Raw genomic sequence first — 15,300 nt, 5'->3', positions numbered from 1 at the left:
CTGTGGTTAGTGCGCGTTAGCGGCAATTAACAGTCATTTAGCAGGTTTCATACCAACTAAACAAAAGTAATATTTACAACAAGTTACAATTAACGGTAATAAAAGTAACTTCGTCATCAAACCCAAAATGGTTAAAATCCCATACAATGTGGTTAACTTCACCACTGTGATCATCATGGTTAACTCAAACAAAAAAGAACATAACCCTATGCCGACTTCTCCTGCGATACCACAAACGCTAACTATCATTGTTGGTTCAACCAACCCAGTTAAAATCAATGCAGCAAAACAAGCTATTGGACAATATTTCCCTGATGTTCATATTGATTGCACTGGCATGCATGCGCCATCACTGGTCGCAGACCAACCAATGACCGAAGCAGAAACTAAATTAGGTGCCATCAACCGTGCTCAATTTTGCCAAGCCAATGCAAAAATAGTCGATCAACATGCTGACTTTTATGTGGCAATGGAAGGCGGAGTAGATCAGTTTGATCAAAGCCCTGCCACCTTTGCTTACATGGCCATTATCCATAACGACACATTATCTGTTGGTCGAAGCGCTAATTTGCCGTTGCCACTATCAATTTTTAACGCTTTACAAGCAGGTGAAGAACTTGGCAAAGTAATGGACCGAGTATTTAACACTCATAATATTAAACAAAAAGGTGGCGCGATTGGCTTGCTAACTCGAGGTTTAGCCACCCGCGAAAGCATTTATACCCAAGCATTAGTGCTGGCAATGGCTCCCTTTATCAATGCGGAATTATTTAATGACTGAAAATCAGCAAGCAAATACAACCAAGGACGGCTTGCAAGCGCCCTTGATTAGAATGTTACAACCCCATGACGATGCTGCATTGGCCGCGGTGATCCGTGAAGTGTCTGCAGAATATGGTTTAACCCCAGATAAAGGTTTTAGCGTGGCCGATAAAACCCTCGACTGTTTAAGTGAGGTGTATCAAGCTGAAGGTTCACAATACTGGGTGATTGAATATCAAGGCAAAGTGGTTGGCGGCGCAGGTATTGCGCCATTAGTAAAAAATGGCGGCGTATGTGAATTACAAAAAATGTACTTTTCTCGCGCTATACGTGGTCAAGGTATGGCAAAGCCATTAACCCGTCAGTGTATTGAGTTCGCCAAACAACAAGGCTATCAATCGATGTATTTAGAAACCACGGCAGTGCTAGTTGAAGCACTAGCACTCTATGAAAAACTGGGCTTTAGCCACTGCCAGCATTTAGGCGAAACCGGCCATGATGCCTGTGAAATTGCGATGATAATGAGCTTATAACGTGTAAAACACTCCATTATTATCAGATATCAGCGGTATTAGATTGTTTTTTAAACAGTTTTACTACGACTTTATTATAGCGCTTTGCAATCACCCAAAAGCTTGGTAGCCTCAGATTAAGCACATTCCATAGGAGGATGATCATGGAATATCAACGTATCGCGCATTCTAACCTTGAGGTGAGTAAAATCTGCCTCGGCACCATGACTTGGGGAGAACAAAATACTCAAGCAGAAGCTTTTGCTCAACTCGATTATGCTATTGGTCAAGGCATTAACTTTATCGATACCGCTGAAATGTACCCTGTACCACCTAAAGCCGAAACCCAGGGCGAAACCGAACGCATTATTGGTAACTACCTTAAAGCACAAGGTAATCGCGACAATTTAGTGATTGCCACTAAAGTTGCTGCGCCTGGTGGTAAAGGTGATTACATCCGTAAAGATATGGCTCTTGACTGGCGCAACATTCATCAAGCCGTTGATGACTCATTAGCACGCTTACAAATCGACACTATCGATTTGTATCAAGTGCATTGGCCGGATAGAAATACTAATTTCTTCGGCGAAATGATGTATGAACACGACGAAGAAGAGCACTACACCCCTATTTTGGACACGCTTGAAGCCTTAGCGGAAATCATTAAGCAAGGTAAAGTGCGTTATATCGGCATTTCTAATGAAACCCCTTGGGGCTTTATGAAATACCTAAAATTAGCCGAAAAGCACGATTTGCCACGTATTATCAGTGTGCAAAATCCTTACAACTTGCTTAATCGCAGCTACGAAATCGCCATGTCTGAAATCAGTTATCGTGAAGATGTGCCGTTATTAGCTTATTCGCCGTTAGCCTTTGGTGCCTTAACCGGTAAATACGAAAATAATCAGTGGCCTGAAGGCGCACGTTTAACGGTATTTAAACGCTTTGCCCGCTACAACAGTACACCAATGGCACTGCAAGCGACGCAAGCTTATATCGATTTGGCCCGCGAGTTTAGTTTGTCACCCACCGAAATGGCCTTAGCCTTTGTCAATAGCCGCAAATTTGTTGCCGCTAACATTATAGGCGCCACTAACTTGCATCAGCTAAAGCAAAATATCGACAGCCACAAGGTCAGCTTATCTGACGAACTGATGATAAGAATTAACGAGCTATCAGCGCTATATCGTTTCCCTTGTCCGTAGGAAAACAATAACCGCCAGACAAATTGAGCTTATCGCCACAAAACCTTGCAATGGGCATCAAGATCACTGAAGATCTTGATGCCTTTTCTTTTCAATACAGAAACCCTTATTTATGAAGCCTGCATCGTCATCATCGTCTGCCGTTTTATTTGATCATCAAGCATTGCGCGATCAATTCCCGGCACTTAAACAGACTATTGGCGATCATCCTTTGTGCTACTTAGACACCGCAGCCACTAGCCAAAAACCGCAAGCGGTGATTGATGCGATGACCGAGTACTACCAACTCAACAACGCCAATGTGCACCGTGCGGCGCATCAATTGTCTGCGCGGGCAACTCAGCAATATGAAGCTGTTCGGCAACAAGTGGCTGAATTTATTCATGCCCCGCGTCAAGACGAAATCATTTTTACCCATGGCACCACAGAGTCGATCAATATGGTGGCCTACGGACTGACTTCGCAGATTAAAGCGAATGATGTGATATTAATCGATACCGCAGCCCACCACGCCAATATTGTTCCTTGGCAGGAACTGGCAAAGCGCACTGGCGCTGTGATCAAACCGATCCCGCTGACAATAGATGCGCAACTGGATATAGCCGCTTTTGATCAACTATTAAAGCTTAAGCCTAAACTAGTTGCCCTATGCCATGTGTCAAATGCACTAGGCACATTAAACCCAGTCAATGAGCTAGTCGCAAAAGCCAAAGCAGTGGGCGCGTTAACCTTAGTTGATGGCGCTCAGGCCATTGCCCATTTACCTGTTGATGTACAACAAATTGATTGTGACTTTTATGCGTTTTCAGGTCATAAAATGTATGGGCCAACGGGCGTGGGAATTTTATATGGTCGATATACTGAGCTCGATCAATTAACCCCAATGCTCACTGGCGGCGAGATGATCAAAACCGTGAGTTTTGAGCATACTGAGTTTGGTGCGCTACCAAATCGCCTTGAAGCTGGCACGCCCGCTATCGCAGAAGTCATTGGCCTAGGGGCTGCCATTCGTTTTTTACAACAATTGCCTCGCGAACAAATACTCGCACATGAACAACAATTGCTGCACTACTTACAGCAACAACTGCAACAGCTTGGCGCTATTGAGTTGTATGGTATTGCCAATAATAGTCACCCTGGTGATAGCCGATCTGATGATAAGCACTGCGCTGATGGTCAACGCCATAATATTGGTGCGGTGGCGTTTAATCTGCAAGGTGAACATCACCAAGATGTGGGGATTTTACTCGACCAACAAGCTGTGGCTGTTCGCTGTGGTCATCATTGCGCTATGCCATTGATGGCCAGCCTTAATTTAAGTGGCTGTTGCCGTGCTTCTATTGGCATCTATACTAATAAGCAAGATGTTGATCAATTTATTCATGCACTTAATACTGTAAAAGAGTTATTGTTATAGTATTAAGGTACAACACGCGGCTCCTGATGTATCTTTTCTCTACAACCGAGGTTATTTGAATTACCATGTTAAGTCCAAGCACCACACCTTCACCGCAGTTATTTTCGCCTTTATCGGATGAATTAGTTGAAGCCGTTAACCTCATTGAGCAAGCCAATAACTGGCAAGATAAATACCGTCAGATAATGTTATTGGGAAAATTATTACCACCACTCGCGCCGAAATTTAAACAGGCAGACGCACAAGTTAAAGGCTGTGAAAGCCAAGCATGGCTGTACCATTACACGCTAAATGGCCAGCATTTTTATCTAGCCGATAGTGACGCCCGTATTGTAAAAGGCTTAATTGGATTGTTACTGGTCGCCTGCCAAGGTAAAACCACCGGGCAAATACAGCAATTTGATGTAAAACAGTATTTTGATCGTCTCGGATTAAGCGGCCAATTAAGTCCATCTCGTACCAATGGTTTAACTGCGTTAGCGCAAGCCATCGGTGCCTATACACAAGATGTTGGTACCTGAAACACCTGCCAACCCTAAGGAATAATAATGACCCAAAAAGTCTGTAACCAAGCTCGCCGTCATATCTTAAAAGGCCTTGGAGCAGCCACATTATTAAGCCCTTTAAGCTCATTTCCTGCATGGGCAGCTAAACCACGTCGTTTATACATTGATGGTTTATCATTTTTACCGACCGACATCAATGACGTTAAAGCCTCAAAACTCGACGCTTTTATCGCCGATATCTCGGCGATTGAAACCATTGAACAAGCTGATGGCACTAAAAATTACAAACGCACTTATGAAGCCTGCATCAACAGTATTACCCAAGCGGCTAATTCAGTAAAAGCCAATCCAGACGTGTATCTGCAAGGGCTTACAGGAACTGACATTAGTAAAGCTAAAACGCAGCAACAAACCGCAGTGTTTTTTCAAATTCAAGGCGCTGATTGTGTTGAAAATGACGGTTTAAGTAATGAATGGCAACAACTAGATAATTTGCATCAACAGGGTTTACGGGTACTGCAGCTGACACACCATTATGGTAATCGTTATGCCGGTGGTGCATTCGATAATAATGGCTTAAATAGTTTAAATACCCCATTAACCGCCGCTGGGCGAGAGCTCATAACAGAGCTTAATCGGAAAAACATTCTTATCGATGTGAGTCACTCAAGCGCCCAAACGGCCCTTGATGCAGTAAAAGCCAGCCAGTCTCCGGTAGTGCTAAGTCATGGTGCTGCGCGCGCTATTGTCAACAATGCCCGTTGTTCACCCGATGAAGTTATCCGTGCCATTGCCGATAACGGCGGAGTATTTGGGGTGTTCATGATGAGTTTTTGGCTCACCAACAAGCCAATTCCAACGATAGAAGACTACATAAAGCAACTTGCTTATATTTCTAAAGTGGGCGGCTTTGATTGCGTAGCCATCGCCAATGATTTCCCACTTCGTGGTCAAGAAAACCTATTAGCGTTAGATAACAATAATAGCGAAGGGATAAAAGAATATCTCCAATGGTGGCACACCTTAGAAGACAAAAATGTATTAGGTTTTGACGTTGAACCCAAGCATGTAGTGATCCCAGAATTAAACAGTATCGACCGCATGAGCCGCATCGACGATGCCTTGAAAAAAGCCCGTTTCAAATCTACCGATCGCGATCGTTTTATGGGTGAAAACTGGCAAAGAGTGCTCAAACAGGTGTTAGTTTAATGCACCATATGCCCAAACGACCTTCGGTCTGCTAAAGAAAAGATAACAAGCAAACGCTGGCTTGTTATCTCAGGGATAGGGGAAGCTTCGCTGCTAAGATTTTATAGCATCTAGCCGCGAAGCGTCCTAGTACCTGGCTGCGCAGCGATCTAGTATCTAGAAGGAGCGAAGCACCGCCCTCTGGCGAGCTTGCGAGTTCCTAGAACCTATCTCTTAATCTGGCTAAGGTATTGATAAAATAATCAACCCTTTTTATGTAGTCGACTTAGGGAAGTTTAAATCCCTGCACCAGCAATTTCTCTTGGCGGATTAAGCACATCAATCGCTTTTAAGTAAGCTAATAAACCATGTACCTGAGTATCAAGATCGCCTTTGCTGGTATCAATGGTTAACTCTGCTGATTCTGGCACTTCGTAAGGTGATGAAATACCGGTAAAGTTAGTAATCTCTCCCTTGCGGGCTTTAGCGTACAAGCCTTTCGGGTCTCGCGATTCACACACACTCAATGGTGTAGACACATGGACTTCAACAAACTGACCTTGTGGGAATAATGCCCGGACGCGATCACGTTCTTCACGGGTTGGCGAGATAAATGCCGACAGCACCACTAAGCCAGAATCAACCATTAACTTAGCCACTTCGCCAACACGACGTAAGTTCTCATCGCGATCGTCAAGGCTAAAGCCTAAGTCTTTACATAGACCATGTCGAACGTTATCACCATCAAGTAAATAGGTATGAAAACCATGCTCAAATAACGCCCGTTCTAATGCACCGGCAAGGGTTGATTTACCCGAGCCTGATAATCCCGTAAACCATAACAATACTGGGTTTTGGCCTTTTTGGGCGCCACGGGCAGCTTGGTCAATGGCATGTTGATGCCAAACAATATTACTCATCACTACTCCTATCGAATGGTTATTACACCACACTAAAATTCTTTGTTAAAACGGGAAGAAATACGGGATCGAAAAAATAACCACTAATGAATATACGATGGATAACGGTAAACCTAAGCGGATAAAATCGCTTAATTTATAGTTACCTGCATTAAATACCATGAGATTAGTTTGATAGCCGTAAGGCGAAATAAAACTCGCGCTTGCGCCAAATACCACCGCCATAATAAACGGCCGAGGATCGACGCCAAAACTGGTCGCGACCGCATAAGCGACCGGGAAGGCAAGTGCTGCAGCGGCGTTGTTGGTTATCAGCTCAGTGACAATTAACGTAATCAGGTAAATTCCAACAAAGGCGGCAAACACACCATAACCATTAAACACACTCAATAAAGTTTGTGCCATGACGTCTGCTAAGCCGGTTGCGACCATTAAGTTAGCTAAGCCTAAGGCACTGCCTACAATCACCACTAGTTCTAGCGGGAAGCGACGTTTAAGCTCACTTAAGGTTATCGCGCCAATCGCCACGTAGCTGAGTAATAATAAAACTAAGCCTTTGGCTAATGGTAATAGCTCAAAAATGCTCGCCAAAATGGTTAGTGCAAACCCAACAAGTACCCAGTTACCGCGTTTTTCATCTAAACGCACGCTTAAGTCTAAGCCGCTAACGGCAGCAAAGTCGCTGGTTAAATTAGGGCACTTAGAAAAACGATCGCCTGGCGTGAGCAGTAACACATCACCGGGTTGTAAAACCACATCGCCGAGTCCACCTTTTAACGGTATATGACCACGACGAATAGCCATCACGGCTGCATCAAAGACTTCACGAAAGCGCGAATCTTTTAAGGTTGTGCCAACCAAACTTGATGATGGCGCTAATACCGCTTCAACCAAATTTTGGCCTTTAGCATGCTGCTTACCAAACCACTCTAAACCATCAAACTGATGCAATAGCTCAACCGACTCAACAGCGCCACTAAAACGCAAAACGTCATCGGCTTGCAGTACCATTTGTGGTGGCACAGGGCAAATACGTATACCGCTGCGTTCTAATTCAACCAAGTAGAGTTTTTTAAGTGCGCGCAAACGGTTATCAATGACACTTTTACCCACTAAAGTAGAGGTTTTAGCAACATGAGCTTCCAATAGATAAGGCAATGCTTCATCTTCGGACTCTTCACGCCTATCGGGTAAAAAATTAGCCATAATGGTCAACACCACTAGACCACTTATGACAACTAATGCACCAACTTGTGAGAACTCAAAAAATCCCAGAGGTTCAAGGCCAGCATTTTCAACAAATGAGTTAACAATCAAATTGGTAGAAGTACCAATGAGCGTAAGCGTGCCACCGAGGATTGCAGCATAGTTTAATGGCAGTAATAACTTAGAAGGAGCATGCGCTTGATTACGGCGCACAACACCAATTAACGATGCTACAACAGCTGTATTATTGGTAAACGACGACAACAGTGCCGTTGATATACCTAATTTAGCCAGGGTAGAAAATAACGAGCCTTTCCCTATCACTTGGCTTAATTTGCCCAGTAATGAGGTTTTCTCGAGTGCTGTGGCAGCCAGCACCAACAGCACTAAAGTAATTAGTCCGTTATTAGTAAAGCTGCCAAGCGCTACATTTAAGTCAACTAGTCCGAGGATATAACAAAGTAATGAAGCGAAAAAAAACATGGCGGCCGGTTTTGCAAGCCCAGCAAGAAGCCCACCGACCAGTGCTAACAAGATAATCGCTAACAACCATATTTCGCTCATTATTTATTTTCCAAGTACGCTAATATCACGAGCATTCCAATGCGGAAAATGCTTACGCACTAACGTATTAAACTCGACTTCAAATGCACTAAACTCAGTATTGGTTTGCTTATCGCCTTGATGTCCACTGACAACCATAGCCGCTGCTACGGTAGCATTAGATAATCTGTCGATTAAAATCATGCCGCCAGTATCACGCACCAAGCTGTAAGCGTCTAACACAATCGATTCAGTTAAATCTAACTTAACTCGGGCAATGGTATTTAAACTTAATGAGCTTGCTGCACTGCGCTCAAGCGTGTTCACGTCAGTAATGTATTCAATTTCGCTCACGACGGCTTGAGTTTTCTTACCCGCGACTTTCACATCATATAATTGACCGATCTGTAATGGCTTTTCATCCATCCACACCATATCGGCAACAATATGGTTAGCAACTTCTGGTGCAGTTATAGGGTGAGCCAATAAATCACCACGTGAAATATCAATCTCATCTTCAAGGGTAATCGTAATAGCTTGGCCTGCTACAGCTTCTTGCAAATCACCATCAAATGTCACAATACGCTCGATTTTACTGCGTTTGCCTGATGGCAATGCAACTAATTCATCGCCCACTTTAATGATACCTGACGCTAATGTGCCAGAGAAACCACGAAAATCTAAGTTAGGACGTAATACGTATTGCACTGGGAAACGAACGGGTAGATCGCTCAGTTCACGCTGGGTATCGATAGTTTCAAGTAACTCAAGTAATGTGCCACCTTGATACCAATCACACTGCGTACTGCGGTTAACCACGTTGTCGCCATTTAAAGCAGATAACGGTACATAGTGAATATCTAAATCACCAAAATCTTTAACAAATTCAGTGAAGTCAGCTTGAATTTTTTCAAATACAGTTTGATCAAAACCGACCAAATCCATTTTATTCACAGCAACAACAAAGTGACGTAAACCTAGTAACGATGCGATAAAGGCATGGCGTTTAGTTTGGGTTTGGACACCATAACGTGCATCAACCAAAATAACCGCTAAGTCACAGGTAGATGCGCCAGTTGCCATGTTACGAGTATATTGTTCATGACCTGGAGTATCAGCAATGATGAACTTACGTTTTTCACTGGAGAAATAACGATACGCCACGTCGATAGTAATACCTTGCTCACGTTCAGCTTGTAAACCATCGACCAATAACGCGAGATCAATGGCTTCACCAGTAGTGCCCATCTTCGCGCTGTCACTTTTTAGACTCGCTAACTGATCTTCATAAATTTGCGCACTGTCATGCAGTAAACGACCAATTAAGGTACTTTTACCATCATCAACACTGCCACAAGTTAAAAAACGCAGTAAGCCTTTGTTTTGTTGTAAGGCTAAATATTCTTTTACACCGTGCAGCTGGATCTCTGCTGCCATACGGTCGGTATTGATTTTTGCTTGGTCCATAATCTTTCTCACTCAAATTCATTCGCATGCTGGGTTGATAAAACAACCATGTTCAATTGTTTAGAAATAGCCTTGACGCTTTTTCTGCTCCATTGACGCACTTTGGTCAGAATCAATTAAGCGACCTTGACGTTCACTTGAACGAGTTAATAGCATCTCTTCAATAATTTTTTCTAAGGTGTCAGCTTCTGAAGGCATCGCCGCAGTTAGCGGATAACAACCTAAGGTTCTGAAACGAACCCGTTCAACCGATTCAACATCACCTTCTTCAATAGGCATACGGTCATCATCTTTCATGATGAGCTGACCACCTTTGTTTACTACGGTGCGTTGTGCAGCAAAATATAACGGCACAATCTCAATACTTTCTTGATAGATGTACTGCCAAATATCGAGCTCAGTCCAGTTAGATAAAGGGAACACTCGAATGCTCTCGCCTTTATTGACCGCGCCATTATAAGTGCGCCACAACTCTGGACGTTGGTTTTTAGGATCCCAACGGTGGTGTTTATCACGGAACGAATATACCCGTTCTTTGGCACGAGACTTTTCTTCGTCACGTCGCGCACCACCAAAAGCAGCATCAAAACCATATTGATTTAAGGCTTGCTTTAAACTTTGTGTTTTCATAATGTCAGTGTGCTTGGCACTGCCATGAGTGAATGGGCCAACACCTTGTTCAACACCTTCCTGATTGGTATGAGTCAGTAACTCAAAACCAAACGCTTTAGCTTGCGCATCACGAAAGGCTATCATCTCTTTAAATTTCCAACCCGTATCGACATGTAATAACGGAAATGGAATTTTACCCGGGTAAAAAGCTTTGCGCGCTAGATGCAGCATCACCGATGAATCTTTACCTATCGAATACATCATGACAGGATTACCAAACTCAGCTGCTACTTCACGGATAATCTGGATGCTTTCGGCTTCCAGTTGTTGTAAATGGCTTAACGAACGGCCTGCCATGATGATTCTCCATTACCTAATATTGCTGCAGAGCAGCGGGTTAAATTATTCGACTACAGCGCTTTCGCGACTGTGTCTAAATCTGTTTTTTGTTGCGCAGTTTTTTGTTGCGCAGTGACGGGATCAAACCAATTTAAGCTGTCAGCTAATTCAACAACCTCACCAATAATCATCAGCGCAGGCATCTGTAAAGCAGGATCTGCGGCTAATTGAGCCAGCTCACCTAACTTACCCATAAACCGCTGTTGTGATGAGGTAGTCGCGTTAGACACAATGGCCACTGGCGTATCAGCACTTCGGCCGGCGTTGATTAAACCATCACTAATAATATTGGCATTTAATATGCCCATATACACCACTAAAGTATTGTTGGAATTAGCATAACCCTGCCAATCCATAGGGCGACTCGCTAACTGGCAATGACCAGTAATAAACGTGACACCTTGAGCATAATCACGATGCGTTAGCGGGATACCAGCATAAGCGGAAGTGCCACTGGCAGCGGTAATGCCTGGTACTACTTCAAAAGCAATACCGGCAGCAACTAAGGTTTGTAGCTCTTCGCCGCCGCGGCCAAAAATAAACGGATCGCCGCCTTTTAAACGCACCACATTTTTACGGGTAAATGCTTTAGTCACTAATAGCTGATTAATTTCATCTTGAGCAGCGCTGTGTTTACCTGCGCGCTTACCCACAGCAATTTTTTCAGCGTTGCTGGGGATCAAATCTAAAATATCTTGGCTGACTAATGCGTCATATAACACCGCATCAGCATGCTTAAGAATGCGATAGGCTTTTAGTGTTAGCAGCTCAACGTCGCCTGGACCGGCGCCGACTAACCACACTTTGCCTTTGGCTTTTTGCCCTGGCATAGAGACTAACTCCATCACATTTACCTCAAGATATTTGACCATGTTCAAATATAGCGTTTTCTATATTCCATATACAATAGTTAATAGTTAGTTTTTATAACTAAATAGAATATGAGGCGGTTTGTTCGCAATTTAATCTATTTGACATGCTAATACGTATAGAATCCGCCGTTGAAATGAAAAGAATTGTTAACTTAATTCGACAAAGCTCTGCCAATTGATAACAATGAGCACTGAAAAATACTGAAACTAAGAATTACACTAAAATTAAACCTATAATTATGCTTATGGATGATGCAATGATAAAAAGCACTCAATATCTTGGACTCTCGTTATTATTACTTGGCTATAGTACCCTCGCCCTTGCAGAAGACTCCTTAGTCGATGAACGTGTAAAAGGAGAACTCGCAACATCTGAAAAGCCGTTTGTGATCACGCCACACAAAGCTAATTATCTGCTTCCAGTAACCTATCAAACCAGAACCAACGCATTACCCTTTGAAGTTAAATACCCAGACGAAGATTTCGCAATCGATAATCTAGAAGCAAAATTCCAAATCAGTTTTAAGTTTCCAGTTTGGTACAATGTTTTTGGTGATAATGGCCATTTGTTCTTTGCCTACACCAACCAATCGTATTGGCAAGTCTACAACGAAGAAGCTTCATCTCCTTTTCGTGAAACCACTCATGAACCTGAAGTGTTTATGTTATTCAATAATGATTGGAAAATTGGTGGTTTTACCAACTCATTTTTAGGGTTTGGTGCTGTGCATCAGTCTAATGGTCAAACCAACCAATTATCACGCAGTTGGAACCGAATATACGGCAGTGCAGTATTCGACCGAGGCCCTTTCGCACTCGGACTTAGAGTGTGGTGGCGTATCCCTGAAGATGAAAAAGAAGATATTAATTCAGCTAAAGGCGATGACAATCCAGATATCGACAGTTACATGGGTAACTTCGAACTGACTGGAGTGTACGGTTTAAATGAGCATCGCTTTACTATGCTACTGCGTAACAACTTACGCGATACCAATCGCGGTGCAGTTGAATTTACCTGGAGCTACCCGATTATTGGTACTTTACGTGTTTATACTCAATATTTTAATGGTTACGGTGAAAGCTTAATTGATTATGACCATCATAATCAGCGTATTGGTATTGGTATTGCGTTAAATGACATTCTGTAAGCTAGATAATTAATGTCTTTAATTCATTAACATCTACAATTAGCTGTAATCGATTAACGCAACAATAGAATGTACGAGACATAAAAAAGGTGACCATTTGGTCACCTTTTTAGTTTCATTAATGTCGTATTAGCACAGTAACGTTAATGAAATTATTTAGCACTCGCTTTAGAATTTACTTTAGAACCAATTACTAAGCCCTTATCTGTAAAGTCTACCGACATCTGTAAACGCATGTCGTAGTCTTTTAACATCAGCAATTCTTCTGGCATTGGTTCGCCACTCATTTCTGCCATATCGACTAATGGAGCAAACATTTTTTGGTAATCAACAGACAAGTCAAAGAAACCATTAGATTCAAGTGGTTGCTTATACATCAAATCAGCTAACTCAGTACCCCTGTCGCCAGTATAAGCAACTAAATGACTACCTTTGATGGCTAATTTTGCACTAACCCCAAATTCAGGTGGCAACATTAACATTGGAGTTATATCGACTGGATCGCCATTATCTTTCAAGTCCACTTCTGCAAGCGGTGGATAAAACGGCTTCATCATATCCACTAACATCATCGGTTTTTCAGCCGACACGCTTATTAATGCATCTAGTTTTTCGAAACTAGCTTGGCCATTCTTCTCTGTTAACTTGTAATCCGCTAGTGTCACGCTAATGCCTTTAACGCCATTAGCCATCCCCGTCATCATGCCAAGCATTGCTGGATTTAACTCGCTTAATTCTGATTGCATTTGAGCCAATGCAGCACATTGATATTGCGGTGTTTGTAAATCTTTCCACACTTCGTTCAATGCTGGTGCGAGTTGATTAACATCAATACCGAGTGAAAGTGATAAAATATTATCATGACCATTACTGGCAAATGATGGCACAAAGCCACGCATTTTATTCAATGCAGACAAAATCACCTGGTTATTACTTTCAAGCACAACAGCAGCATCAATGGTACTTTCTTCACGAGTGATAGAGTATGAATTTAACCCCATTACACTGCGCGGCCAGTTAGCAGCAATGGCACTTAATTCAGTTTGACACACGGGTGTTTTCATTTCAGCAAAAGGATCTTCACCCTGAATCTCAATCATTTTGGTCATTTGCTTGGCCAGCATATTACCGTCAGTCGACGTTAACCCTTTAACCAATTCAACATGATTAATAAAGCTAATACTGTCTTGCATAAAACCATGAGTATTAGCGATGTCTTGCAACAGGGTGGTTTCGCTAATTGGATGCTCAACTTTCTTTTCACCCAAGGCGGTTTCAAGCAATTCAGGTTGATTAAATGACGTATTCAAGGTCACAGTTAACCAGCCATCTTTAACAGAAAATACGATCTCAGCGTGTTCTTTCTCATCAACATCAGTCAATGTATAACCGCGATATTCAACAGATCCAGATTTGCCCATTGTATGAGTTAAGCCACTTTCCTGCTCGGCGCGATCTAATTCCGCCCAAAATGCTGCAGGATTGCTGATCTCAACTTTCATGACCGGCAATGCACCCAAGGTATAAAAATAACTCTTGATTGAATCAGGTAAGCCGTAGGTGGATAGTAAGGTTTCAGGCTCAGGCAACACGGTCATGTATTGCTTGTATAAACTGATAAAAAAGCGCTCTTGAGCTGATGAACTATCATCTAGCGACAGCATTTTATCCAGATCATAAGCTTGATAATTACCTGCAATGCTATACAGATAATCTTTTAACGGAAATGGAACTAACTGCCCAGAAAATGCTAATGTATCAGCTGGAATATAGTCCAACATAGGATCATTTTTAACGACTGACGTCCCTTGTTGCGACAGAAAATATCCACCAGCACCAACAGCTAATACCACAGCAGCAATTGCCATCTTATTCATCTATAAACTCCAATTTATATTATTGTTAACTCTTCCTTGAAATGAGTTAGCGTTTAAACATTTATCATCTTTTTGGGATAAGCATTATCGATTACACCGATAAACTGCGGATTAATTTAGCATTAAATGTTAATAAGCGCATTAGATGTTACCTTTTGGGGGGATATTTATCCTGAAAACTGCACTTGTAAAAAACCAATACGCCAAAAAGACAGCTTATTATCTAACGAATTTTGAGAGGGAATTTGACGAGAATAAAGTGAAAATCAAAAAGCATTAAGCTGGAAATAATTCAAACATCTGATCTCCCGATAACTCAAACCGCTGAGTTATCGGGAACAATCAAACAGATTGCTTATACGCTAACAAGTCAATCAATGTGCTCGAGGATGCGAGCGAAGCTTTTGAAGGTACGTGGATTGCAAAAACAATCCCAAAACGTCAACAAAAACCGTCTACGGGAACTTCTAAATCTAGACTATTATCGGCACTGATGCATGAAAATTTAAATAAAATTTAATTATTTTCAATTTACACATAAAACCAGTAGCTCAATTCAATGCACAACTAATTATTTAGGAGGACAAACCAACCTCAACCTGCCCTTGTTAATTATAACGTTGCAATGTCTGACAACATGCTAACAAACAGGCTTAGTGATAATTT

13 protein-coding genes are annotated in these 15,300 nt (G+C 42.3%); 7 read left to right on the top strand and 6 right to left on the bottom strand.

Annotated elements, in window-relative coordinates; all coding sequences use genetic code 11:
* Positions 1-208: 208 nt before the first annotated feature.
* The 6 genes from yjjX to GUY17_RS03690 all read left to right on the top strand — a co-directional run bounded on the left by yjjX (position 209) and on the right by GUY17_RS03690 (position 5,611).
* Positions 209-781 (top strand): inosine/xanthosine triphosphatase, encoded by a 573-nt coding sequence (gene yjjX, locus GUY17_RS03715; RefSeq protein ID WP_162024272.1) that lies wholly within the window; start codon positions 209-211, stop codon positions 779-781.
* Complete coding sequence (locus GUY17_RS03710; RefSeq protein WP_101086060.1) at positions 774-1,295, top strand: GNAT family N-acetyltransferase; 522 nt, start codon at positions 774-776, stop codon at positions 1,293-1,295. Before yjjX ends, GUY17_RS03710 begins: the two co-directional genes overlap by 8 nt.
* Before the next feature lie 143 nt (positions 1,296-1,438).
* Entirely contained in the window at positions 1,439-2,479 is a 1,041-nt protein-coding gene (locus GUY17_RS03705) for an NADP(H)-dependent aldo-keto reductase (RefSeq protein ID WP_162022335.1), read from the top strand.
* Positions 2,480-2,591: 112 nt separating this feature from the next.
* The gene (locus tag GUY17_RS03700; protein ID WP_162022334.1) at positions 2,592-3,896 is read left to right on the top strand and encodes an aminotransferase class V-fold PLP-dependent enzyme; all 1,305 of its coding nucleotides are present in this window, start codon (positions 2,592-2,594) and stop codon (positions 3,894-3,896) included.
* 65 nt (positions 3,897-3,961) lie between these two features.
* Positions 3,962-4,417, top strand: coding sequence for a SufE family protein (locus tag GUY17_RS03695; RefSeq protein ID WP_162022333.1), 456 nt, complete (start codon positions 3,962-3,964; stop codon positions 4,415-4,417).
* Between the two features lie 27 nt (positions 4,418-4,444).
* Positions 4,445-5,611, top strand: a complete 1,167-nt coding sequence (locus GUY17_RS03690; RefSeq protein ID WP_162022332.1) for a membrane dipeptidase — start codon at positions 4,445-4,447, stop codon at positions 5,609-5,611.
* A 275-nt stretch (positions 5,612-5,886) separates the two neighbouring features.
* On the opposite strand, the gene cysC is transcribed toward GUY17_RS03690, so the two are convergent.
* From cysC to cobA, 5 genes are read right to left on the bottom strand one after another with little or no spacing between them, the layout of a single operon-like run.
* Complete coding sequence (cysC, locus tag GUY17_RS03685) at positions 5,887-6,510, bottom strand: adenylyl-sulfate kinase (RefSeq protein ID WP_101086067.1); 624 nt, start codon at positions 6,508-6,510, stop codon at positions 5,887-5,889.
* 45 nt (positions 6,511-6,555) lie between these two features.
* Positions 6,556-8,280: an SLC13 family permease gene (locus tag GUY17_RS03680; protein WP_101086068.1), complete on the bottom strand. Its 1,725-nt coding sequence runs from the start codon at positions 8,278-8,280 to the stop codon at positions 6,556-6,558.
* A gap of 3 nt (positions 8,281-8,283) precedes the next feature.
* Complete coding sequence (gene cysN, locus GUY17_RS03675; protein WP_101086069.1) at positions 8,284-9,726, bottom strand: sulfate adenylyltransferase subunit CysN; 1,443 nt, start codon at positions 9,724-9,726, stop codon at positions 8,284-8,286.
* A gap of 60 nt (positions 9,727-9,786) precedes the next feature.
* A complete protein-coding gene (cysD, locus tag GUY17_RS03670; protein ID WP_101086070.1) occupies positions 9,787-10,695 on the bottom strand; it encodes a sulfate adenylyltransferase subunit CysD in 909 nt (302 codons plus the stop codon).
* A gap of 53 nt (positions 10,696-10,748) precedes the next feature.
* Positions 10,749-11,582, bottom strand: coding sequence for a uroporphyrinogen-III C-methyltransferase (cobA, locus tag GUY17_RS03665; RefSeq protein ID WP_162022331.1), 834 nt, complete (start codon positions 11,580-11,582; stop codon positions 10,749-10,751).
* A gap of 284 nt (positions 11,583-11,866) precedes the next feature.
* On the opposite strand from cobA, the gene GUY17_RS03660 reads away from it, so the two are divergent.
* On the top strand, positions 11,867-12,757 hold the full coding sequence (locus tag GUY17_RS03660) for a phospholipase A (RefSeq protein WP_242445105.1): 891 nt from the start codon (positions 11,867-11,869) through the stop codon (positions 12,755-12,757).
* A gap of 152 nt (positions 12,758-12,909) precedes the next feature.
* On the opposite strand, the gene GUY17_RS03655 is transcribed toward GUY17_RS03660, so the two are convergent.
* The gene (locus GUY17_RS03655; protein ID WP_162022330.1) at positions 12,910-14,634 is read right to left on the bottom strand and encodes a hypothetical protein; all 1,725 of its coding nucleotides are present in this window, start codon (positions 14,632-14,634) and stop codon (positions 12,910-12,912) included.
* Between the last annotated feature and the right edge of the window lie 666 nt (positions 14,635-15,300).

The organism is Shewanella sp. Arc9-LZ (assembly GCF_010092445.1).
Classification (GTDB): domain Bacteria; phylum Pseudomonadota; class Gammaproteobacteria; order Enterobacterales; family Shewanellaceae; genus Shewanella.
Note: the sequence above shows the minus strand (reverse complement) of the source record. Positions and strands in the feature narration are given on the sequence as shown.